The organism is Aeromonas sp. 5HA1, assembly GCF_029237245.1.
Classification (GTDB): Bacteria; Pseudomonadota; Gammaproteobacteria; order Enterobacterales; family Aeromonadaceae; genus Aeromonas; species Aeromonas salmonicida.
On the sequence record NZ_JAACFW010000005.1, the window covers coordinates 182,831 to 203,822 of the forward strand.

Annotated in this window: 18 protein-coding genes; 6 read left to right on the forward strand and 12 right to left on the reverse strand. The window is 60.0% G+C overall.

All coding sequences use genetic code 11. From position 1 onward, the window contains the following. Positions 1 to 71: 71 nt before the first annotated feature. The 9 genes from GWQ27_RS06855 to GWQ27_RS06895 form a co-directional block, all read right to left on the reverse strand. Complete coding sequence (locus GWQ27_RS06855; protein ID WP_265462119.1) at positions 72 to 1,358, reverse strand: outer membrane protein transport protein; 1,287 nt, start codon at positions 1,356 to 1,358, stop codon at positions 72 to 74. Between the two features lie 408 nt (positions 1,359 to 1,766). Beyond that, positions 1,767 to 2,510, reverse strand: a complete 744-nt coding sequence (locus GWQ27_RS06860) for a DUF3379 domain-containing protein (RefSeq protein ID WP_275906981.1) — start codon at positions 2,508 to 2,510, stop codon at positions 1,767 to 1,769. Beyond that, positions 2,503 to 3,093 (reverse strand): sigma-70 family RNA polymerase sigma factor, encoded by a 591-nt coding sequence (locus GWQ27_RS06865; RefSeq protein ID WP_011898743.1) that lies wholly within the window; start codon positions 3,091 to 3,093, stop codon positions 2,503 to 2,505. The genes GWQ27_RS06860 and GWQ27_RS06865 overlap by 8 nt, the downstream gene beginning before the upstream one ends. Before the next feature lie 36 nt (positions 3,094 to 3,129). After that, entirely contained in the window at positions 3,130 to 4,638 is a 1,509-nt protein-coding gene (locus tag GWQ27_RS06870; protein ID WP_275906998.1) for a hypothetical protein, read from the reverse strand. Positions 4,639 to 4,661: 23 nt separating this feature from the next. After that, positions 4,662 to 6,167: a VWA domain-containing protein gene (locus GWQ27_RS06875; protein ID WP_275906982.1), complete on the reverse strand. Its 1,506-nt coding sequence runs from the start codon at positions 6,165 to 6,167 to the stop codon at positions 4,662 to 4,664. Between the two features lie 24 nt (positions 6,168 to 6,191). Continuing rightward, positions 6,192 to 7,187, reverse strand: coding sequence for a VWA domain-containing protein (locus tag GWQ27_RS06880; RefSeq protein ID WP_275906983.1), 996 nt, complete (start codon positions 7,185 to 7,187; stop codon positions 6,192 to 6,194). Continuing rightward, positions 7,184 to 7,750 (reverse strand): DUF4381 domain-containing protein, encoded by a 567-nt coding sequence (locus GWQ27_RS06885; RefSeq protein ID WP_275906984.1) that lies wholly within the window; start codon positions 7,748 to 7,750, stop codon positions 7,184 to 7,186. The genes GWQ27_RS06880 and GWQ27_RS06885 overlap by 4 nt, the downstream gene beginning before the upstream one ends. Continuing rightward, positions 7,735 to 8,628 carry a DUF58 domain-containing protein gene (locus GWQ27_RS06890; RefSeq protein WP_275906999.1) on the reverse strand — a complete coding sequence of 298 codons (894 nt, stop codon included), beginning with the start codon at positions 8,626 to 8,628 and terminating at the stop codon, positions 7,735 to 7,737. Before GWQ27_RS06890 ends, GWQ27_RS06885 begins: the two co-directional genes overlap by 16 nt. A gap of 13 nt (positions 8,629 to 8,641) precedes the next feature. Then, the gene (locus GWQ27_RS06895; protein ID WP_275906985.1) at positions 8,642 to 9,592 is read right to left on the reverse strand and encodes a MoxR family ATPase; all 951 of its coding nucleotides are present in this window, start codon (positions 9,590 to 9,592) and stop codon (positions 8,642 to 8,644) included. Between the two features lie 182 nt (positions 9,593 to 9,774). Between GWQ27_RS06895 and fadI the strand changes: the two genes are divergently transcribed. Beyond that, positions 9,775 to 11,085 carry an acetyl-CoA C-acyltransferase FadI gene (gene fadI / locus GWQ27_RS06900; protein WP_005311309.1) on the forward strand — a complete coding sequence of 437 codons (1,311 nt, stop codon included), beginning with the start codon at positions 9,775 to 9,777 and terminating at the stop codon, positions 11,083 to 11,085. Continuing rightward, positions 11,085 to 13,235: a fatty acid oxidation complex subunit alpha FadJ gene (gene fadJ, locus GWQ27_RS06905; protein WP_275906986.1), complete on the forward strand. Its 2,151-nt coding sequence runs from the start codon at positions 11,085 to 11,087 to the stop codon at positions 13,233 to 13,235. The genes fadI and fadJ overlap by 1 nt, the downstream gene beginning before the upstream one ends. Before the next feature lie 185 nt (positions 13,236 to 13,420). Here fadJ and GWQ27_RS06910 read toward each other — a convergent pair whose 3' ends face one another. Beyond that, the gene (locus GWQ27_RS06910; RefSeq protein ID WP_017412092.1) at positions 13,421 to 13,999 is read right to left on the reverse strand and encodes an alkylphosphonate utilization protein; all 579 of its coding nucleotides are present in this window, start codon (positions 13,997 to 13,999) and stop codon (positions 13,421 to 13,423) included. 254 nt (positions 14,000 to 14,253) lie between these two features. Here GWQ27_RS06910 and GWQ27_RS06915 point away from each other — a divergent pair, with 254 nt between their 5' ends. The 4 genes from GWQ27_RS06915 to GWQ27_RS06930 all read left to right on the forward strand — a co-directional run bounded on the left by GWQ27_RS06915 (position 14,254) and on the right by GWQ27_RS06930 (position 18,662). Continuing rightward, on the forward strand, positions 14,254 to 15,483 hold the full coding sequence (locus GWQ27_RS06915) for a methyltransferase (protein WP_275906987.1): 1,230 nt from the start codon (positions 14,254 to 14,256) through the stop codon (positions 15,481 to 15,483). A gap of 335 nt (positions 15,484 to 15,818) precedes the next feature. Next, positions 15,819 to 17,270, forward strand: a complete 1,452-nt coding sequence (locus tag GWQ27_RS06920; protein WP_275906988.1) for a chitinase — start codon at positions 15,819 to 15,821, stop codon at positions 17,268 to 17,270. A gap of 350 nt (positions 17,271 to 17,620) precedes the next feature. Beyond that, positions 17,621 to 17,992: a VOC family protein gene (locus tag GWQ27_RS06925; protein WP_219589993.1), complete on the forward strand. Its 372-nt coding sequence runs from the start codon at positions 17,621 to 17,623 to the stop codon at positions 17,990 to 17,992. Positions 17,993 to 18,263: 271 nt separating this feature from the next. Continuing rightward, positions 18,264 to 18,662: a GFA family protein gene (locus GWQ27_RS06930; RefSeq protein ID WP_256688348.1), complete on the forward strand. Its 399-nt coding sequence runs from the start codon at positions 18,264 to 18,266 to the stop codon at positions 18,660 to 18,662. Between the two features lie 346 nt (positions 18,663 to 19,008). Here the strand turns inward: GWQ27_RS06930 and GWQ27_RS06935 are convergent, their stop codons facing one another. Further along, a complete protein-coding gene (locus GWQ27_RS06935; RefSeq protein WP_275906989.1) occupies positions 19,009 to 20,307 on the reverse strand; it encodes a diguanylate cyclase in 1,299 nt (432 codons plus the stop codon). A 152-nt stretch (positions 20,308 to 20,459) separates the two neighbouring features. Then, positions 20,460 to 20,984 (reverse strand): endonuclease SmrB, encoded by a 525-nt coding sequence (smrB, locus tag GWQ27_RS06940; protein ID WP_005315464.1) that lies wholly within the window; start codon positions 20,982 to 20,984, stop codon positions 20,460 to 20,462. Positions 20,985 to 20,992: the final 8 nt, after the last annotated feature.

The window sequence follows — 20,992 nt, forward strand, 5'->3', positions numbered from 1 at the left end:
GCTGTGCGCTGAAAACAGTATGTTGAATAAAAAAAGAGCGCCCGTAGGCGCTCTTTTGGTTCTGCAGATAATCAGAATTTCATGTTGAACTGAGCGGAGGCCAGCAAAGCGGTACCGCTAGATGTACCCTTCCAGCGTACCGGATCGGAGTGGCTGGTAAGGCCTTCGTTCACGTCCACTTTCTTGCCGTCCAGATAGGCCATGCCGAAATCGACACTCATGTCCTTGTCGATGTTGTAGGTGGCACCAGCGCTATACCAGACGCGGTCGGAGTCCGGAATGCTCAGGCTGCGATATTCAGCCTCAATCGCAGTTTTGTCATAGGCGAAACCGATGCGGGCTTCCCAGGACGGATTGATGTACCAGGTTCCGCCCAGAGCGTAACGGGTGGAGTCCTTGAACTTCTCGTCTTTTTGCAGACAGACGCCGCCGGCGCAGGAGTTGCTGGTGGCCTTGAGTTCCTGGAAGGCGCTCCAGTCAGTCCAGTTGACGGAGTAGTGCACGGCGAACTGCTGATTCAGACGGTGGTAACCGGCGAACTCGGCCTGGGCCGGCAGATCCAGTTTCAGATTGCCATCAACGGTGTTGTAGCCTGAGCTCAAGCCCTTGAAGTCACCGTCAAAGCTCAAATCCACCTGGGAGCGATAGGTCAGAGCGAAACGATGATCCTCGTTTACCTCGTACATGGTGCCGACGTTCCAACCAAAGCCCCAAGTGTCGCCTTTCAGGTGCGCTATGGCGGTGTCGCTGTTGTGGACTATACCTGTCTTGGCAGTCAGGGCCGGGGCGAGGGCACCGGCATAACGGTTTAGCTCGGCCTTGGCGTAGACTGCGTTGATGCCGGCACCGACGCTGAAGTTTGAGTTGATGCGGTAGGCGATATTCGGGTTGATGTTGAAGGTCAGCAGCTCGGTATCACCGGCACCGGCACCGGCAGCGAAGTTCTTGGAGTACTCGGTCGCCAGACCGTAGTTGGAGAACATGCCGATGCCCCAGGCCCACTGATCGTTCAGCGGCTGGATAAAGTAGGTAGCAGGGACGAAGGCATCCGGTGCAATGTCAGACTGGCTGGCGCTGGCCATTTTAGCGGGGCCTGCATAGATATCACCTTCAACATCCACATCCGGTTTGATGTAAGTACCGGAAACGGAGAGTGCCATCTTGTCAAAACGGGTCATGGCTGCCGGGTTGCGTGACAACACGGAGGCGTTGTCGGCAATGGCGGCTTCCCCTGCATACGCACGACCCAGACCGGAGGCCGAGTGTTCGTTCAGCTGGAACGCGGCAGCGAAGGTTTGGGTACTGGCCAGAGTAACGGCGGCCGCGATCAGGCTTTTTTTGAAAAAGGCAGTTGTCATAGTGTTCTCTCTTGTAGGCAGATTTTCTGTCAGCATCGGGGCTTTTTTGCCGCCGTATACGACAAGATCTGTTGTTATTTCAGCTTCTTCCCATTCAATTCTGGCGTGATTCTATGGATCTGGTAGGAGGTAAGAAATCAGACCAGTGACAGCAGAATACATAAAAGTGTCTATTGTGTTAATCATTTGTTTTAACTTGGCGTTTAAACAGTCTCTTTTGCCAGTTATTGAGTGAAAATTGAACGTTGATGCTGATCTGCATCACAAAAATAATTTTTGCTATTTGTGGTGATTGGGCGCTAATGGGTGAGGATTGTGGCGTTAAAGGAGAAGAACGAGCAGACAACCGGATTGTCTGCTCGTATAACGGACACTATGCCGCCTGAGTCGGGATCGCGTTAAACCCGGTTAAATCGACCAGTGCAAACGGGACTCCAGTTCCTGCGCCACCGGGTTCAGTGACTCCTGCATATCCCCGATCAACACCATGTTGGCTCCCTTGAGCGGCACTATCTCTCCCTTGAGCTGGCCATCATCGAAGTTAGGCTCAAGGGTCAGTGGCACATGCTTGGGTACCAGAAATAGGGTGACAGGCCCCATCTTGCCCTGGATCACCATGTGCAGCGCCGGCCCCTGGTAGAAAGCACAGTGATTGACATAGGTTACTTTCATGCCGTCCATGCCCATCAGGGTGGCGCCATATTTTTCCATCTTGGCGTTGATGGTACGCAGGCTTACCTTCTCATCCACATCCTTGATGAAGGGCTCCTCCCCATAGACATGAGCCATGGCGACTTGACCGAGGGAAAGCTCACTCTGTGTTGTCAGTGGCCAGCTTAACCAGCGGGTACTCATGTCAAGCAGGAAGGCGACCGACGCGGCCATGGCCAGCATACGCCAGCTGCTGCGTGGGCGAGATGGCAGCGGGACAACCGTTTCTGCCTCTGCCTCCAGCGCCTGCCTGAGCAAAATACGCTCGGCCAACCCTGCTGGCACCTCGACCTTCATGGCCTGATGCAGGTGACGATCCAGCTGCTTCATCTCGTCCATGTGCTTGCGATTGGCAGGGGAAGCCTGCGCCGCTTCGAGAAACTCGGGAGTCTGTTCCAGTGGATGGGTGATGGCCCGACGGCGAAATTCCAGCTCATCCATGGGTATGTCCTCTTTGTTGTGTCTTTGACTCCATGGCCTCTTTGATCTGGTTGCGGGCCCGAAACAGGCGAGTCATGACGGTATTTTTGTTCAACCCCAGCTGCGTCGCTATCTCGTCGCCGCTGAATCCCCCCAGCACCTGCAGCAGCAAGGGTTCCTGATATTCGGCGGGCAGACGGGCGATATGGCGTCTAAGCCATTCGTGCTCCATCTCCTGCTCGCTGTGCAAGGCATCCGGATCGCTCTGGGGATGCTCGTCGAGATCGATGAGATCAAATTGCCTGCGCTCGAAACGACGGGCATTTTCCCGCCGCAATATGGTGATGAGCCAGGCCTTGGCGGCTTTGTCATCAACCAGCGTATCAATGGCCTTCCAGGCGCGCAGGAAGGTCTCTTGCACCAGATCTTCCGCCACCTGGGGATCCCGGCACAGCCAGTAGGCGTAGCGGTAGATGTCCCCGTGCAGGGCATGCACCAGAGCCTCGTATTTGGTTTGTTTGTCTGCCATGCCTTCATAGACCGGAGAAGCCGTTGGATCCTTTCCGACCGTGGCACCTTTTTTTCTGAAAAAACCTAACGCCATCGCTGGGCTTCCTTTTAAATGGGGGATCCTGAGGGATCAGCGGCCTCGTCGTGCCAGCTGCCTGAGGCCATAGGCTATCGCAAATGTCTCGTACGCGCACAGCGGGACGGCGAGCCCTTGCCAACAAGCCAGGTTGTCAAGTGATGTCCCATGGGCGGTGAAACAGGCCCGTTCCAGCGCAGCAAGTCTGGCTGCCAGGTGGGGATCCTGGCGACAGGGCAGGGTGGTGAGGTGGGCATGACGCCGGTGCCAGCGCAGACCGGCCCACTTTAGCAGAGCCTGTCTGGCATGGTTTGCATCTGCGCGCTGCAGCGTTTGTTGCAAGCGGTAGAAGGCGTGCCAACGTGGCCACCCTTGCCAGAGTGCGCGCAGCAGCAGAGCCCAGATAACCCAGTAGAGGCTCTCATCACTGGGGCCAACAGGCCCGCGTTCTGCAGGCGTGGTTTCATCCATGTGCACCGATATGGCAGGTAGACGAGCATGTTCGATGCGCCCGTTTTGGGTGTTGAACCAGGGCACTTCTATGGCTGGCAGCAGATAGTCGCCAGGCTCGGTGGCCGTGAGGGCCTGACGCCACTGGCGCTCGAAACGCAGCGCCCCTTTGGCCAGAAAGCGCTCCTGTTGTTGCTCTCCGTCCGGCCTTGCCTGCATGCCAGCAGGCATATTCGCAGAGATCCCCGCCAGTTGGGACAAGGCTCGCGTGCCATCACCCCCTTCCATTGTCAGCGTCAGCGTGCGGATCACCGGCTCGCCGGCCCTGGCGCCCGAAGCGGGACTCAACTGCTGGTTCAGGGTCAGCTGGCTTGCCACGGGTTGCACCGGCGCCTTGTCAATCTTCACAAACAGGGTAGCGGCTCTGGCCGAGAGGGGGTCGCTGGTGCCGTTATCCTGCGGTAAACGGCCCTGAAAACGCGGCGAGGCCAGTGGGTGGAGCCCGGGGGCTCTGGCTTGCAACAGCCAGCTGCGGGTCAGCCGACCCGGCAATCCCGGTCCTGCCGGGGCTTGCCATTGATCATCCCCGAGTCGACGTATGGTAAAAGTGTCACTGTCGGGTTCGGTGAGATTGGGGGCCTCCATGTTGGCTGGCAGCCAGAGGCTGAGCTCATAGATGAAGGGCTGACCGGGATAGAGGGGCCCCTGATGCAGCACCCTGGCCTGCAATTCGATGGGAGAGAGGGCTGCCTGGCTGGGTGCGGATACAAGAGTCCCGGTCTGGCTGCGTTTTGGCAACGGCACCTCAGGGGTCTGTTCCGATCCCAGTGACAGTGCGGGAACAATATGGGGACCGTCATCCAGGGTATGCAGCGGGATCTGCCAGCGGGTCAGGCTGTGGACTGGCGTGGTGACCCGGCTGATGGTCACCTTGCCCACCGCGAACTGGCGCAGCAGGGGGGCGATGATGAGCTCGTTGCTCTGACGCTCCCCGTCCGCTTCTACGATAAGCAACCAGTCGCGGCTGTCGGCACCCGGCAGCAGCTCGGCCCGTGGCGGTGCTGCCAGCACTGGATGTGCAAACAGCCAGAGCAGCAGCCAGCAAGGGAGCAAGAAGCGAAGAAGAGGCGCGCTCTTTACCAAGGCTCTTCTCCTTTGTACTCCTGGCCCCATTCTGTCTTGAGCAACTGACGGCGCTGAGCCTCTTTGCGCAGCCGCTGCTCCAGCAGCAACACTGGTGGCGAGGGGGGGAGCTGGCTGTCCGGCGAGGCCGCTTGCTCGGGAGCGTCTATGGGGTCGGGATCCTGCGCCTGTGGGGTCGCTTGCGGTGGCTGAGCCCGCAGCAGCGCAAGGTTGTAGCGTGCATCCTCGTGATTGGGCTCCTTCGCCAACGCAGCCAGATAGGCTTGCTCGGCAGCGACAAGGTTACCGAGTTGCACCAGTGCGTTGCCCCGGTTGTAGTGAGCAGTGGCACTGGTTGCACTCGCATAGGCGGCGGCGGCCTGGGCATAGTCGCCGGCTCTGTACCAGGCATTACCACGCCAGAGCGGATCCTTGAAGTCGCGTGCTGCAGCCAGATAGCGTCCCTGTTGATAGGCTTGCCAGGCCTGGCTCTCCTGCACGGAGGAAGAGGCAGTGGGAGCTGCCTGCAAGGGCTGTGGGTTGAGGATCCCAAATCCGGTCCCCAGCAACAGCAGCCAGAGTGTGCCGACGCGGGCCAGCAGAGCCAATGGCAGCAGGGGCAGCAACAACCAGGGGCCGAGATCCTGCGACTGATTGGCCGTCAATGTCTGGGTCATGGGGAGCGGTGCAAAGCGTGGAAGCCCCGCCTGCAACCACTGCAACTGGCCACCCAGCTCGCGTGCAAGCTGTTGCATGACCGTCACATCGGGGGCTGGCAGCTCGCGGCCGAGCGCTGCACCAAAGCCCTGCACTTCACCGGAGGCGGGGGGCAACCGGCTGGCCTTGCCGCCGCTGGCGAGCAATATATCCAGGCGTGGCGCTGCACCTTCATGGCAAAACAGCTCGTCCTGGCAGGGCCAGAGTGCGCGGATCCGGTCAGCCTGTCTTGCCGAGAGGCCGTCGCTGATCAGCAGCAGTCGTGCACGCTGGCCTGGGGCTATCTGGCTGAGGGCCAGCGCCACGGCGCGCTCAGGGGCACTCCCCTGTTTGGGCATGATGGCCGGACGCAGGTCGGGCAACAGCAGCGCTATGGCCTGATGATCCCGGGTGGCAGGCATGGCGAGGTAGGCATCACCGGCAAACAGAATAAGGGCGATGGGGCGCCCCTCTTTGTTCGGGAGGGCCTCGGCCAGCATATCTTGCAGCAGCAGGCGCACCCGGGTTGCCCGGTCCGGCAGCAGATCGGTGGCCAGCATGGAGCGGGAGAGATCCAGCAACCAGATGTCGAGGGCGGGGGATGCAATGGACTGGCTCTGCTGGCGCAGGGTGGGGCCACTCAAAGCCAGTATGACGGGCAGACAGGCCAGCCAGAGCCAGGGACGGGGGCGGTGGCGTCCCGGCAGCAGGTAGGCCTGCATGGCGGGAGCAAGCAGAGGAGCCTGTTTGCGACGACGCCAGCCCTGCCACAACCAGGGCAACAGGGCCAGCAGCCAGAGCGGGCGTAGCAGTATCAGCTCCATGATGGCCATCCGGGGCCATGGCGATCAATCATGGGCGTCTCCCCGTTGCAGTTGGGGGCGCAAACGCAGCAGGCGGGGCCAATGCAGACGGTCAGGCCACATCAGCAACAGCCAGGCGAGTGCCAGGGGCCAGGGATAGAGCTCCCGGTTCGGCAGATAGCGGGTTCGGGCCGTGGCGGCAGGCTCCAGGGTATCCAGGGTCTGGTTGATGGCATCGAGATCGCCCTGGGTCCTGGCGCGGAAATAGCGGCCCTGACCCACCTTGGCCAGCTGTTGCAGCAGGGCCTCGTCCAGCTCTGCACTGGGGTCGCTTTGTGCCGGTTGCAGCGCGTCGACGAAGGTATCGGGGTCTGCACCCACCCCCAGGGTGTAGAGGGTCATGCCGCTGGCGGCAGCCCGCCGGGCCTCACTCAGGGGATCGGCGCTGCCCGCCGTGTTGCGGCCATCTGTGACCAGCAGCAGGGCGGTGGGGCGTTTGGGATCTGCATGCTGACGAGCCAGCAGTATGGCTTCTCCCAGCGCAGTGGTACGGCCAACCAGATCAAAATCGAGCTCACGGGTCAAGGTCAGCAGGGCCTTGGTCTCCTGGGTCAGGGGGGAGAGCAGGTAAGCGTGATCGGCGAACACAACAAGGGCGATGCGATCGCCGGGGCGCGTCTCGATCAGTCGGCTTATCTGCTGGCGCACCGCGCTGAGCCTGTCCCGCTGCTCCCCCTCATCCAGCATGTCCTGGGTACGCATGCTGTCGGAAAGGTCTACCGCCAAAATGAGATCCCGGCTGCTCTGGTAAGTGACCAGGGGGGGCTCCTGCCATTGAGGACGGCACAGGGCCAGCACCAGGGCGCACCAGCACAGCGTCATCCGCCAGAGTGGCCGGCCGGCATGGGGCCGCAGCAGGGGAAAGCCGTCGTGCAACAGCAGGGTTCGGTTTTGTTTGTTAGCAGAGAGTGGCGGCAGGCCGAAGCGCACCAGCAATGGCAGCACCAACGCCAGCGCAAACCAGGGCCAGGCGAGGATCATGATGGCCTCCGGTCACGCAGGTGCTTGACACCTTGCTGCCAGCAGTTGAGCAAGACGGCCATCCCGGATGGCAGCCAGATGCAGGCTCGCCCCCAACTCAGGTAGGCGCAGCGCAGTGCCTTGAGTTGCCTTGCGTTTGGCGCCCCCTGGCCATAGAGCCATTGGGGCCACTGGAGGGCAAATTCCCTGAAGCTGCAGCCCCCTTTGCTGTCCAGAAACACGAGCCAGGCATCCCCTTGCAAGGTACGCACCTCGGGCCAGCGGCGCAGGGCTGCTTCGCGCAGCACGGTTTGCAATCGGGGCACCAGATCCGGCGCCTCCCAGTCAATTTGTCGCTGCCAGCGGCGATAGCGTCCAAGGTTTTTCAGCGTCATGCAGATCAGCACGGCAATCAGAAGAGTGATCAGCAGCCCCCACCAGCCCTGAATACGGGGATCTGATGCTGCAACCAGCATGGGGCCCGGGTGTATGTCACGCAGTTGCGCCGCCAGAGGTGAGAGGGGCGGGATTGTGGCCACGGCAGTGGATGCGCTGGCGAGCAGCATGCTCAAAACAGACGACATGCACCCTCCTGCCACTGCTGTTGCAGCGACTGGCCGTTGTCGAGCCGGTAGAGGCGTTGTACCAGCGGCAGTAATTGCTGGTGGCACTGGCTGGCCAGACGTTCGGCAGCCAGCTGGTAGCGATGAGCAAAGCCAGGCTCAGTGGCATCGAGCCAGCCGTTCTGCCTGACTGCCTGCACGGCCAGCCGTCCCTGGCTTGGCAGGCTCGCCTCCAGCGGATCCCGGATCTGCCAGCAGTGGATGTCGTGGCGCCGCCCGAGCAGTTGCAACTGCTGGCTGAGCGACTCATCGCAGGGTTGGTGGTCGGTGATCAGTGTCAATCTGGCGCCGTGAGGCAGGCTGAGTCGCGCCAGCGTCCGGGCCAGGGATTGCGATTGCAACGGCGTGCGATTCAGCCCCTCGTCATAGTGATGGCAAAGCGCTTCAAGCAAGGGCACCAGAGAGCCCCGCTGGGGGTGGATATGAAGCTCGGCGCCGTGGCAGATCAGGGTATTGGCCTGTTTCTCTCCCTGCCACAGCAGGGCCGCGGCCAGCTCGCAGCCCAGTCGGGCCTTGAGTTGTATCCGTGAGCCAAAGTACATGGCAGGGGAGAGATCAATCAGCAGCCAGTGGGCCTGATCTTGCTCCTCGCTGTAGAGTCGGGTGTAGGGGCGCCCCAGCCGGGCTGTGACCCGCCAGTCGATGTGGCGCACCTCATCCCCCGCCTGATAGGCGCGCAGCTCGCGAAAGGTGAGCCCCGGCATGCGGCCAAGCCTGCCCTGCTGAGCCGGTTGGACACGCGCCCTCGGCCCCTGTCTCGCCCACAGCCTGATGGCCAGCAACTGGGCCAGGGTGAGGGCAATATCTGGGTGTGCGCGGGGCTCGTCCGGTCTGGTCATGGGCATGGGGTTGCTAGGGGCATGGTATCGCGTCCAGTAGCCGGGCTATCAGGGTGTCGTTATCAAGATTGTCGGCCAGTGCCTGATAACTGGGAATGAGGCGGTGGCGCAGTATGGCGGGGGCCAGTTGCTGTATGTCCTCCGGCAGCACGAAATCCCGTCCGTCGAGCCAGGCCTGGGCGCGGGCGGCGCGGGCCAGGCCTATGCTGGCCCTGGGGCTGGCACCGACGGCAATGAAGGGTTCAAGCTCGGGGCACAGGCCGCTACCCGGGCGAGTCGCGCACACCAGTTGCACCAGATAGTGCTCGAGCCGCCCCTGCATCTGTACCTCTTGAACGCCGGTGCGGGCTGCCAGCAGATCGGCCTGACTCAGGGTCACTGGCGGGGGGGCTAGTTGCTCGCCCCGGGCGTTGAGCTGCAAGATGGCGAGCTCCATGGCGGGGCTCGGGTAATCCACCATCAATTTAAGCAAGAAGCGGTCGAGCTGGGCCTCCGGCAACGGATAGGTCCCCTCCTGTTCGATGGGGTTCTGGGTCGCTGCGACCATGAACAGCGGCGGCAGGCGCCAGCTCTTCTTGCCTACCGTTATCTGGTGCTCGGCCATCGCCTCCAGCAACGCGGATTGCACCTTGGCGGGAGCCCGGTTGATTTCATCGGCCAGCACCAGGTGATTGAACAGGGGGCCGGGCTGGAACACGAAGCTGGCATCTTGCGGGTGAAACACCTCGCTGCCGGTGAGATCGGCAGGCAGCAGATCGGGGGTAAACTGGATACGGGCGAAGCGCCCCTCCACCGCACTGGCCAGTGCCTTGACGGCGCGGGTTTTGGCAAGACCGGGCGCCCCCTCGATTAACACATGTCCTTCACATAGCAGGGCGATCAGCAGCCCCTCTATGAGGGCGCCCTGTCCCAGGATCTGGCTTGCCAGATAGTCTCTCAGTTGTCTGAACTCGGCCGCTGCCATGGGATGAACCCGTTGTTTTTATGGACGTTGTTCTTTTTATACTCCAGTTGTTCCAAGAGGGCGAGGGAGGGGGCCAAGATGACGGCAATTTAGTTTCAATCAGCCGTATGAAATTTGTGAGTGGATTGTTAAGATGTGGCCCAATGAGGTCAGACCTCTGCCTTTTAACCCAAGGAGCCAGGATGAAACAGCCATTGAAACTGACGACTCGCCAGGGCGAACGGATTGCCGTCGTGGCGGGTCTGCGTACCCCTTTTGCCAAACAGGCCACCGCCTTTCACGGCGTGCCTGCGGTGGATCTTGGCAAGCTGGTGGTGAGTGAACTGCTCGCCCGTACCAGCCTCGATCCCAAGCTTATCGACCAGCTGGTGTTCGGCCAGGTGGTGCAGATGCCGGAAGCGCCCAACATAGCCCGCGAAATCGTGCTCGGTACCGGCATGAGCGTCACCACGGATGCCTATAGCGTGTCTCGTGCCTGCGCCACCAGTTTCCAGGCAGTGGCCAACGTCACTGAATCCATCATGGCCGGCACGGTCGACATCGCCATTGCCGGTGGTGCCGACTCCTCTTCCGTACTGCCCATCGGGGTCAGCAAGAAGCTGGCCCGCGCCCTGGTGGATCTCAACAAGGCGCGCAATCTGCAGCAGCGCTTCAATATTTTGCGTGCACTGCGACTCAAGGACCTGATGCCGGTTCCCCCCGCCGTGGCTGAATACTCCACCGGCCTCTCCATGGGACAGACCGCCGAGCAGATGGCCAAGAGCCACCAGATCAGCCGCGAGGCGCAAGATGCGCTGGCCCATCGCTCCCACACCCTGGCGGCGCAAGCCTGGGCCGATGGCAAGCTGAGCGGCGAGGTGTTCACCGCCCACGTGCCCCCCTACAAGTCGCCGCTGGAGCGGGACAACAACATCCGCGAGAGCTCGGATTTGGCGAGCTACGCCAAGCTCAAACCCGTGTTTGACCGGGTCCATGGCACAGTCACTGCCGCCAACGCCACCCCGCTGACCGACGGTGCCGCCGCCGTGCTGTTGATGCGGGAAGGGCGAGCAAAAGAGCTGGGGCTGGAGCCGCTCGGCTATATTCGCAGCTTCGCGTTTTCCGCCATCGACGTTTGGCAAGACATGCTGATGGGTCCCTCCTATGCGACGCCGCTGGCGCTGGAGCGCGCTGGCATCACACTCGCGGATCTGACCCTGATCGACATGCACGAAGCCTTTGCCGCCCAGACCCTGGCCAACCTCAAGATGTTTGCGAGCGCAGAGTTTGCCCGTGACAAGTTGGGGCGCAGCCAAGCCATAGGTGAAGTGGACATGGACAAGTTCAACGTCCTCGGTGGCTCCCTGGCCTACGGTCATCCTTTTGCCGCGACCGGTGCGCGCATGATCACCCAGACGCTTCATGAGTTGCGTCGTCGGGGTGGGGGATTGGGGCTCAATACCGCCTGTGCGGCGGGCGGGCTCGGTGTGGCCATGGTGTTGGAGGTGGAATGATGAGTGCGAAGACTTTTTCCCTGACGGTACGTCAGGATGGCATCGGTATCCTCACCATGGACGTACCGGGCGAGAGCATGAATACCCTGAAGGCCGCCTTCGTGGACGAGATCCGTGCCGTGCTGGCCGAGGTAAAGGCCAACAAGGAGCTGATCGGGTTGGTGGTGGTCTCCGGCAAGAAGGACTCCTTCATCGCCGGTGCCGACATCAGCATGCTGGCGGCTTGTACCAGTGCCGAGGATGCCCAGACCCTCTCTCGCGAAGGGCAGATCATCTTCGCGGAGATCGAGTCGCTGGCCATTCCGGTGATCGCAGCCATTCACGGCCCCTGCCTCGGTGGCGGGCTGGAGCTGGCACTGGCCTGCCATGGCCGTGTGGTGACCGACCACGGCAAAACCGTGCTGGGATTGCCGGAAGTACAGCTCGGCCTGCTGCCGGGTTCTGGCGGGACCCAGCGTTTGCCGCGCCTCATCGGCGTGGCCAAGGCACTGGATCTGATGCTGACCGGCAAGCAGGTGCGGGCCAAACAGGCCAAGAAATTGGGGTTGGTGGACGATGTGGTGCCGCCTTCTATCCTGCTTGAGGCTGCCATCAAGTTGGCCAAGCAGGGCAAGCCCCGCCATCAGTTGAAACGGGATCTGCAAGGCAAGGTGCTGGAGACCAATGCGCTGGGTCGCAAGGTGCTGTTCGATCAGGCACGCAAAGGCGTCATGAGCAAAACTCGCGGCAACTATCCGGCGCCGGAGCGGATCCTGGAGGTGGTGCGCATCGGCGTGGAAGAAGGGATGCAGGCCGGTCTTGCCGCTGAATCCCGCCACTTTGGCGAGCTGGTGATGACGGCAGAATCCGCTGCCCTGCGCTCCCTCTTCTTTGCCACTACCGAGATGAAGAAAGAGGTCACCTATCAGGGTGCCGAGCCACGCAAGGTCACCCATGCTGCCGTGCTGGGCGGGGGCCTGATGGGGGGCGGTATCGCCTTCGTCACCGCCACCAAGGCGGGGGTGCCGGTGCGGATCAAGGATGTGGCGAGCGCCGGTATTGGCAATGCCATGCGCTATAGCTACGACATTCTGGCCAAGAAGCTCAAGCGTCGTCACATTCTGCGCAGCGAGCTGGAAAAACAGATGAGCCTGCTCTCCGGCACCCTGGATTACTCCGGGTTCCATCGGGTAGACATGGTGGTGGAGGCGGTGTTTGAAGATCTCGCCCTCAAACACCAGATGGTGAAAGAGGTGGAGCGCGAGTGCGGTGAACACACTGTGTTTGCCTCCAACACCTCCTCCCTGCCAATCCATCAGATAGCGGCAGAAGCGGCGCACCCGGAGCGGATCGTGGGGCTGCACTATTTCAGTCCGGTGGACAAAATGCCGCTGGCCGAGATCATCCCCCACGTCGGCACCAGCGCCGAGACGGTGGCCACCACGCTGGCGTTTGCCCGTGCCCAGGGCAAGACCCCGATAGTGGTGAAAGACGAGGCCGGTTTCTACGTCAACCGCATCCTGGCGCCCTATATGAACGAGGCGGCCCGCCTTGTGCTGGAAGGGGAGCCGGTGGAGGTGCTGGACAGTGCCCTGCTGGACTTCGGCTTCCCGGTCGGCCCCATTACCCTGCTCGATGAGGTGGGGATAGACGTGGGGGCCAAGATCTCCCCCATCCTCGAGAAAGAGCTGGGTGGCGAGCAGTTCCAGGCACCCAAGGCGTTCGACAAGCTGCTGCAAGACGATCGCAAAGGCCGCAAGAACGGCAAGGGTTTCTACCTCTATGGCAAGGCTGCACCACGTAATCGGCTTACCGGCAAAGAGGGCAAGAAAAAGGTCGATGAGAGCGTTTACGCCGTGCTCGGGGTCAAGCCTGCGCCCAAGCAATCCAGGATGGAAATTGCCGAGCGCTGCGTGCTAATGATGCTCAATGAAGCAGCCATGGCGCTGGACAGCGGTGTGGTAGCCTCGGCGCGAGATGGCGACATTGGTGCCATCTTCGGCATCGGCTTCCCGCCCTTCCTCGGTGGCCCGTTCCGTTACATGGACACCCTCGGTATCGACCATCTGGTGGAGCGTCTCGAGCACTACCAGAAACGCTATGGCGACCGATTTGCCCCCTGCGATCGCCTCAAGGCAATGGCTGCGGAGCAGCAGCGTTTCTACGGGTAACGCTTGTCGGAAACCTGAATCATGCTCTGCCTAATGGCCCGAGCAGGATGAAAGTGGTGGCCTGTTGCCCCGGATAACAAAAGACCCCCCTCAATGGCATGAGGGGGGTCTTTTTGTATTGCTATCCCGCTAGGGTGGCTTGCACGGGATGTGACTGCGATCGGCTAGATCCTCAAGCCGAGGAGTCAGGCCTTTTTCAGGTAGGCGGCGACCAGCACTATCTGTACGCCGTTGACCTTGCCTTCGATGTGCAGCGGGTTGTTGGTCAGGCGGATGCCCTTGACCAGGGTGCCGCGCTTGGCGGTGAAGCCGCCGCCCTTGACGTCCAGATCCTTGATCAAGGTAACAGAGTCCCCTTCGACCAGCACGGCGCCGTTGGAATCCAGGGTCGGTACGCTGTCGTCATCGTCGCCAGCCTGGCCAGCTTCGGCCCAGGCCTTGGTCTCGTCTTCCATGTACATCATGTCCAGCATGTCCTGCGCCCACACTTCGCCCTGGCCGGACAGGGCTTTCAGCTGACGCCACGCCATGACCTGCACGGCAGGAACCTGGCTCCACATGCTGTCGCCCAGGCAACGCCAGTGATTGACCACTGTGGTGTCCGGCTGTTCCAGCTGGCCACGGCAGGTATCACACAGGGCAAGGCTGTGATCATCATCGCTGGCCGGTGAGTGGGGCACAGCGAAGGCAGTCAGTGCCTGTTCGGCGCCGCACAGTTCACACTTGGCGCCTGCGCGCGCTTGCAGGATGGCATTGATGGTCATGTTTTGGTTCCATTCATGTTGGTAAAATGGCCCGCCTTGAGCGAACCAGGGTAAAGAGGGGGCGGAATATAGCATAAAACCCCTCTCTTTGTCAGGCCAACGCCCGGGCTCCGGGTTGTTTGCCTGGTTGACGCCTGTGCTTATAGTTGCCTGCCGGGGCAAGGCCAGGGTTAATGACCGCCGGTCAGGCTCAAGCCCGGTCTCATGGCGGCCGATCCGCATTGGCGAGTGCTTTTTGGGAAGGGATCGCTAAAATGAGCCTCTTTTTTGACTGCAAGGCAGGGGCAAGCGTGCTGGCTCAACGTTTTCAACAACTGGATAGATTGCTGACCGAGACCCGGCGCTGGTGGCAATACCAACCCTATCATCACCTGAACCTGGCTTTTGCCGACGAGGCTCCCGCGCTGGCCGCACAGCTCAACGCCATGCCCCTCGAGCAGATCAATCGGCTCGATGATGACATGGGGGCCCTGTGCGACCTGCTCGCCCCCTGGATCCCGGCGGGGGAGACGCTGCACGCCTTGAGTGAACTTGCGCTATTTACCCCGGAGTCCATCCAGTGCGCCAAGGAGATGGCGCTGCACATGCCGGGTCGCAAGCAGGCGCAGATAGAAGCCTTTACCGGCTGCCTGCCACCCCATCAAGGCCCCTATCTGGAGTGGTGCGCAGGCAAGGGCCATCTGGGGCGGCTGGTCTCCCTGCATCGGCAGGCAGAGATCCTGAGCCTGGAGCTGCAAGGCCCGCTTTGTGAAGAGGGCCGTCGACTGGCGGCCCGCGACGGGGCTCGCATGCATTTCGTGCAGGCGGATGCCTTTGCGGCTGATGCCGGCCAGTTGCTCGTCACGGATCACCACGCCATGGCGCTGCACGCCTGTGGCGAGCTGCACACCCATCTGTTGTCGCTGGTGGCAGAACGTGGTGCCCAGGGAGTGACCATCTCCCCATGTTGCTATCACCTGATCCGCGGCACCCACTATCGCCCCTTGTCTGCTGCTGCCAAGGCCAGCGCGCTTGCGCTTGCCAAGGCGGATCTGCGGCTGCCGCTGCAGGAAACGGTCACTGCAGGTGCGCGCATCTCCCGTCTGCGCGAGCAGGAGGTGGTATGGCGGCTCGGGTTTGACTGCCTGCAACGCCAGGTGCGCGGGGTGAACGAATACCTGCCGGTACCCAATATGCAAAAAAGTCTGCTCACCGGCAGCTTCGAAGCGTTTTGTGAATGGGCGGCCGAGCGCAAGGGGATAGCCCTGCCTGCGGGGATGGATCTTGCCGCTTTTCTGGCGCAGGGGGAGGCGCGTTATGGCGATGTCGCTCGCATGGAGCTGGTGCGCCATCTGTTTCGTCGTCCGCTCGAGATCTGGTTGGTGCTCGATCGGGCGCTCTTCCTGCAAGAGCATGGCTACCGGGTGGAAGTGGGAGAGTTCTGCGACAAGCCCATGACGCCGCGCAATGTTTTGATCCGTGCCGTGCGATCCTCGCTCGCATGAACCTGTGAGTGGCGTGCCCCGGATTACCCTGCGGCCAGCGGGGCAATCCGGGGATAATCAGACAAGTCATTGTCATGGCCAGTGGCCAGGATAAGAGGGTGAGGCAGGGCGATTATCATGCCGCTCCTGTCTTCCTCTATCCTGTTTCGACATACCAGTGGTATGCCCACGTATCAGGCCGACATTCAGTCTCTCTTTTTATATGCTTTTCATGGCCCACGGCCACTAAGTGAAATGGCTCACAGAATCGTTTTATTTCTTAATTTTTGATGAGAATTTAGTTATAAAAAGGCCTATTCTCGGGATGAACTTTTCCGAGACAAGGACTGTACCCCATGTTCAAACCCAAGCACTCAGCCTGGTTAGTTGCTGCTGCCTGTGCATTGCCAAGTTATGCCGCCATGAATATTCAGCCAGATCCACAAAATGCCGGTGGATATGTGATTGCTGCGCCAGAATTGGCCGTCGTTGAAAAAAGCAAAACTGCCAATCCCATGTATGGTGTCTGGTCAAAAGCATTGGCAACTCGGCCCAATAATATTGTCGATGCCATCATGCCAAGAGCGGCCAGCAATCCGGATAACGTCAAGCGGGTCGAGCGGGTGTTCACGGAGTCTGACTGGGAATATTTAACCCAGATGGCGGCGCCGGAATATACTTATGAACGATTCTTGCGGGCCATAGGTAAATTCCCTGCTTTTTGTGGTGAATATACCGATGGCCGGGATTCGGATGCCATCTGCAAAAAATCCATAGTGACCGCCTTTGCCCATTTTTCCCAGGAGACGGGTGGTCATATCAGCAAAGACAATATTTCTGATAATCCGCTGGCGCTCGAGGAGTGGCAACAGGCACTGGTGCATGTGCGTGAAATGGGCTGGTCAGAGGGGCAGGCGGGTTACACCACTGGGTGTGGGCAAAATGACTGGCAGAACAAGAAGTGGCCCTGCAGCACAGGGCAGGGCTATTTCGGTCGCGGCGCAAAGCAGCTCTCTTATCACTTCAATTACGGCGCCTTCTCCGAGGCGATGTTTGACGGCGATGCCTCTGTGCTGCTCAACAGCCCGGGGCTGGTGGCCGACTCCTGGTTGAACCTGGCGTCCGCCATCTGGTTTTTCCTCACCCCCCAGGCGCCCAAACCTGCCATGCTGCATGTGATTGACCGCACCTGGGTGCCCTCCCAGCGCGAGATAGCGGCCGGTATCGGCTATGGTTTTGGCACTACTATCAACGTCATCAATGGCGGCATAGAGTGTGGTGAACAGAACAAGGACAAGGGCCAGCCGGTCAACCGGATCCGTTATTGGGAGGGGTTGGCCGAGCATTACCAGATCCCCGTCAAGGCCGACGAGAAGAACACCTGCTGGCAGCAGACCCCCTACGGCAGCCTGAATCTGAACGGTGCCACCGATGTGCTTTATACCAACTGGGATGGCAACTGGAAGTACTACCCGGACAGACCCGGCGGTTACTCCTTCGAATGTGAGCTGGTGGGTTTTCAGACCGCCTATTCGGCCCTGGTGCCGGGAGACTACGAGAAGTGTGTGACCAACTTTTACGGCTCCCATGCCAACTGGCCGAAAGTGCGTATTGTCGCCAAGCTCGATCCCGCACCGGTCGATCCGGTTGACCCGCCCGTTGACGGCCATGCTGCCTGGGATATCACCAAGGTTTATACGGCGGGGGCCAAGGTCAGTCATAAGGGTGCTGTTTATCAGGCCAAATGGTGGACTCAGGGTAATGAACCCGGCAAGGGCGATCCCTGGGCGCTGGTGCCAGCCAAGTAATGAGGGCTCGGCTCCGTCACTGGAGCTAACGATAGCAATACAAGGGATCCTTTATATATCTGGTTGGACGGCAAGGGGGAGGCATATTGCCTCCCTCCTTTCGATATAGAGGCCATTTATTCATCCGGGAGGGAGATGCATTACCATGCTTGCATATCCTGTTTATCAAGATATAACCATCATCTGATGGTGACTGTTCATTTATCCTCTGTTCATACCCAGCATATTATGGTTGTTTCGTGTCGTGACTATATGTCTGGCGGGACGCCATTTTCCTGTTTGGTGATGGGCTCTAGACACTAGATTGATGATGCGCTGGCAGAAACGGGATAAACAAGGAGGGGGACACAATGAATATCGCCATGCATTTTGAAATTCCGGTGACAGATATGACACGAGCCATCGGGTTCTACTCTCGCGTATTTGGCATCACGTTCGAGCGAGCTGAGATAGATGGCAACGAAATGGCGTTATTCCCGCTCTCGGAAGGGGGGGAGGGGTGTTCCGGTGCGCTGGTCAGGGGAGAGACGTATGTTCCGAGCCTGGATGGTACGCGGATTTATCTGGCGGTGGCCGATATCGAGCAGGTGATGGCGAGCGCCTTGCTGGCCGGTGCCCAACGTCTGTATCCCGTTACCCGGGTTGGCGACACCATCAGGGTGGCGGAATTCCAGGATCTCGAGGGCAACCGGATCGCCCTGCAGGAAACTGCCAGGCGCTGATGCAATGGCTGAATGGCGGATTGCATTCAGGACACTGGATAAGTGTGCTTCAAGAAATGTTTGCGGAAGTATGGGTGAAGAGCAGGAAGTGGCGAGCGTGTCCCTCTTTGGTAGACAGATAGAGGCGCCGCCACCCCAGATGCGGTGAACATGCCGGATCCGTGCCACGTTTTGTGAGGCAGTTAATGGCGAGGGCGTGACAGACATGGTACTCATCTGATGCGAAATCTGGCCGAAGAACGGCTTGGATCCATCTTGTTAGGGAGGCGTTATGCAAGGACATTGTTTGTGCGGTGGCATCGTTGTGTCGACCGGAGATCACCAGGAGGTCAATCTCTGCCACTGCACCACCTGCCGGCGCTGGTCGGGTGGACCGCTGTTTGCGGTGCATTGCGGTGCGGACGTGCGCTTCACCGGGATCGCCCCTGTCGCCTATCGATCATCGGAGTGGGCGGAGCGCGGATTTTGCCCCACCTGCGGCACTCACCTCTTCTATCATCTGCTACCGACGGATGAGTACATAGTGCCGGCCGGCCTCTTCCAGAGGAACGATTTTAAGCTGGCGAGCCAGATCTTCATCGATGAGAAGCCTGACTTTTACGAGTTGAAGAACGAGACGCCCACCCTGACCGGCCAGCAGGTGTTCGAGCAGTTTGCGCCCAAGCCATGATGTCGCCTTCTTGATCAGCTCATGTGTTATGACGTGCCGGGTGCGGATCACTCAGCCACCTCATTGGTGCAGGCTCGGCAGGACTTCCCTGAGCAGGTCTGGATCGAGGCAGGTATTGAAAATGATCAACCCGCAGGGCCTTTCGATGGGGTGGTTATCTGGGATTCACTGTTTCATCTGCCAAGAGCTGCGCATCAACCCTTGTTGCAAAAAGCGTATGGGGTGCAGGCAGGTGGGCTGATCCTATCCAGTGGTGGGCGGGACAAGGTCCGGTTTGCTGTGCTGCTGCGTCAGACCTGAATTCAACATCATTCAGGTCGAGTTTTTGGTGTGGTCACATTCCGGCTTACGGCTGCTCAGTTGCCTCTTTGATGCAGCAGTTTCGCCCCTGCTTTTTGGCCAGATAGAGCGCTGTATCGGCCCGGCGCACCATGTTGTCGACGTTATCTTGTGGGCCTTGACTGGCGCTGATGCCGATACTGACGGTAAGCGGGATCTCGATGTCGGCGTCCAGAGGGTGGCTCTCTGACGCTATGGCTAGCCGGATCCGCTCTGCACTGGCCCAGGCCAGATCCAGCGAGGTTTCCGGCAGCAAGATGATGAACTCCTCGCCACCCCAGCGGCCCAGTATGTCCACCTCCCGCAGTTGCTTGGCAATACGCCGCACCTGACTGAGGATCGCCTGATCCCCTTGTTGATGGCCGTGCGTGTCGTTGACTTGCTTGAAGTGATCGATGTCGAGCAGCAGCAGACTCATGGTATGGCCGAAACGCTGGCAGCGCTGCACTTCCTGCTTGACCAGCTCATCGAAGCGGCGCCGGTTGGCGATCCCGGTCAGGGGATCCGTGGTAGCCGCCACTTTCAGCTCTTCCACCAGACGGGCCCGCTCCGAAATGTCCCGTAGTATGGCGGTCATCTCAGTGATTTGGCCCAGATTGATCTTGGCGATGGTCACTTCCAGCGGAAATTCGCTGCCATCGCGGCGCAGACCCATGACGGAGGCACGGGCGTGCATGGGGCGCGAGTTGATGGGGGAGTTGCTGAAGGCTCTGAAATAGCTCTCGTGGTTGGAGCGAAAGCGCAGGGGCAACAGGGTTTCCAGCCGTTTGCCCACATAGCTCTCATCGACCCCGAACATCTCGCAGGCAGCGGTATTGATGAGCTCGATACGGGATTCGCTGCTGACGCTGATGATGCCGTCATAGGCCGAATGCACCACGGCTTCGAAACGCTTTCGACTCATTTTGAGTGCATCTTCCAACTGCTTTTTGGCCGTGATGTCGATGGCGGTGACAATGATGCGGGTGATCCGGGACTGTTCGGGAATGATGATGGGGGAGAGGATGAAACGCCACCAGCTGGTACGCGACAGGGTATCGATGGGGAGCTCGCTCTCCAGCCCTGTTTGCTGGCTGACACAATCATGCATCGGCTGCTCTATGCTGCCGGTGATGTAGCGGGGAAACATCTCGTTGAGTCGTTTGCCTATGGTGCCCGGCACATCCAGCTCGAATGCCTGGGCAAAGGTATCGTTGGCCGAGACCAGGATGAAGCGATCATCCGCATCCAGGGAAAACACCGCCACCGCCGCACCGATGGCATCGAGAGATGATTTGATCTCGGCATGAGAACCCTTTGTAAACATGCAACCTCCATGGCGAATAACACATTGATATTCAGTATAGTGCTGCCGATTTACTCGTTGCGGGAGGCATATGGAGCTTTGGTGTGAAGGTGGAGCCGGGTGCCTTGCTGACGTCACCAAGACGGCAACGGCAGCTCGTCGAGAAGCGAGCGCTATTCCTCTATGTCCAGCAGCACCAGAATGGCGCTGTCGCCGCCCCATTCACGGGGGGCTTGATGGAAGGCGCGCACATTGGGGTGCTGGGCCAGCCAGCTCGGGATCCGCTGCTTGAGGATGTGTTTGCCGATACCGTGCATCACGGAGGCGACATGGATGTTCTCTTTCTGGCAGAGGGTGAGCAGGGCGGCCAGCTCCTGTTTTGCCTGATTCTGGTTCATGCCGTGCAGATCCAGATAAATCTCCGGCGGATAGATGCCGCGTTTGAGCTTTTTCAGCTCGAATTTTGACACATCGTCACGCACGTAACGGGTCGGGCCATCCTCATCGAGATGGGGCTGGTACTCGTCGCTGAAAAAGTGGCCAACCCCAAGCTTTTCGCGGCTTTCCCGCAGTTCGCGTTTCTGCTTGACCGGGCGCAGGTCGGCCCTTATGGTATCTTGCTTAATTTTCCGGGTACCTTTGACAGCATCGCGAAACAGCAGGCTTTCCTCGATCGTCGGTGAGGGCGTTTTTTTCATCAGAGGCT

Bases quoted from the DNA above. Each gene is read 5' to 3' on its own strand.
- GWQ27_RS06855 (WP_265462119.1), bottom strand. From the start codon at position 1,358: ATGACAACTGCCTTTTTCAAAAAAAGCCTGATCGCGGCCGCCGTTACT.
- GWQ27_RS06860 (WP_275906981.1), bottom strand. From the start codon at position 2,510: ATGGATGAGCTGGAATTTCGCCGTCGGGCCATCACCCATCCACTGGAA.
- GWQ27_RS06865 (WP_011898743.1), bottom strand. From the start codon at position 3,093: ATGGCGTTAGGTTTTTTCAGAAAAAAAGGTGCCACGGTCGGAAAGGAT.
- GWQ27_RS06875 (WP_275906982.1), bottom strand. From the start codon at position 6,167: ATGGAGCTGATACTGCTACGCCCGCTCTGGCTGCTGGCCCTGTTGCCC.
- GWQ27_RS06880 (WP_275906983.1), bottom strand. From the start codon at position 7,187: ATGATCCTCGCCTGGCCCTGGTTTGCGCTGGCGTTGGTGCTGCCATTG.
- GWQ27_RS06885 (WP_275906984.1), bottom strand. From the start codon at position 7,750: ATGTCGTCTGTTTTGAGCATGCTGCTCGCCAGCGCATCCACTGCCGTG.
- GWQ27_RS06890 (WP_275906999.1), bottom strand. From the start codon at position 8,628: ATGACCAGACCGGACGAGCCCCGCGCACACCCAGATATTGCCCTCACC.
- GWQ27_RS06895 (WP_275906985.1), bottom strand. From the start codon at position 9,592: ATGGCAGCGGCCGAGTTCAGACAACTGAGAGACTATCTGGCAAGCCAG.
- fadI (WP_005311309.1), top strand. From the start codon at position 9,775: ATGAAACAGCCATTGAAACTGACGACTCGCCAGGGCGAACGGATTGCC.
- fadJ (WP_275906986.1), top strand. From the start codon at position 11,085: ATGAGTGCGAAGACTTTTTCCCTGACGGTACGTCAGGATGGCATCGGT.
- GWQ27_RS06910 (WP_017412092.1), bottom strand. From the start codon at position 13,999: ATGACCATCAATGCCATCCTGCAAGCGCGCGCAGGCGCCAAGTGTGAA.
- GWQ27_RS06915 (WP_275906987.1), top strand. From the start codon at position 14,254: ATGAGCCTCTTTTTTGACTGCAAGGCAGGGGCAAGCGTGCTGGCTCAA.
- GWQ27_RS06920 (WP_275906988.1), top strand. From the start codon at position 15,819: ATGTTCAAACCCAAGCACTCAGCCTGGTTAGTTGCTGCTGCCTGTGCA.
- GWQ27_RS06925 (WP_219589993.1), top strand. From the start codon at position 17,621: ATGAATATCGCCATGCATTTTGAAATTCCGGTGACAGATATGACACGA.
- GWQ27_RS06930 (WP_256688348.1), top strand. From the start codon at position 18,264: ATGCAAGGACATTGTTTGTGCGGTGGCATCGTTGTGTCGACCGGAGAT.
- GWQ27_RS06935 (WP_275906989.1), bottom strand. From the start codon at position 20,307: ATGTTTACAAAGGGTTCTCATGCCGAGATCAAATCATCTCTCGATGCC.
- smrB (WP_005315464.1), bottom strand. From the start codon at position 20,984: ATGAAAAAAACGCCCTCACCGACGATCGAGGAAAGCCTGCTGTTTCGC.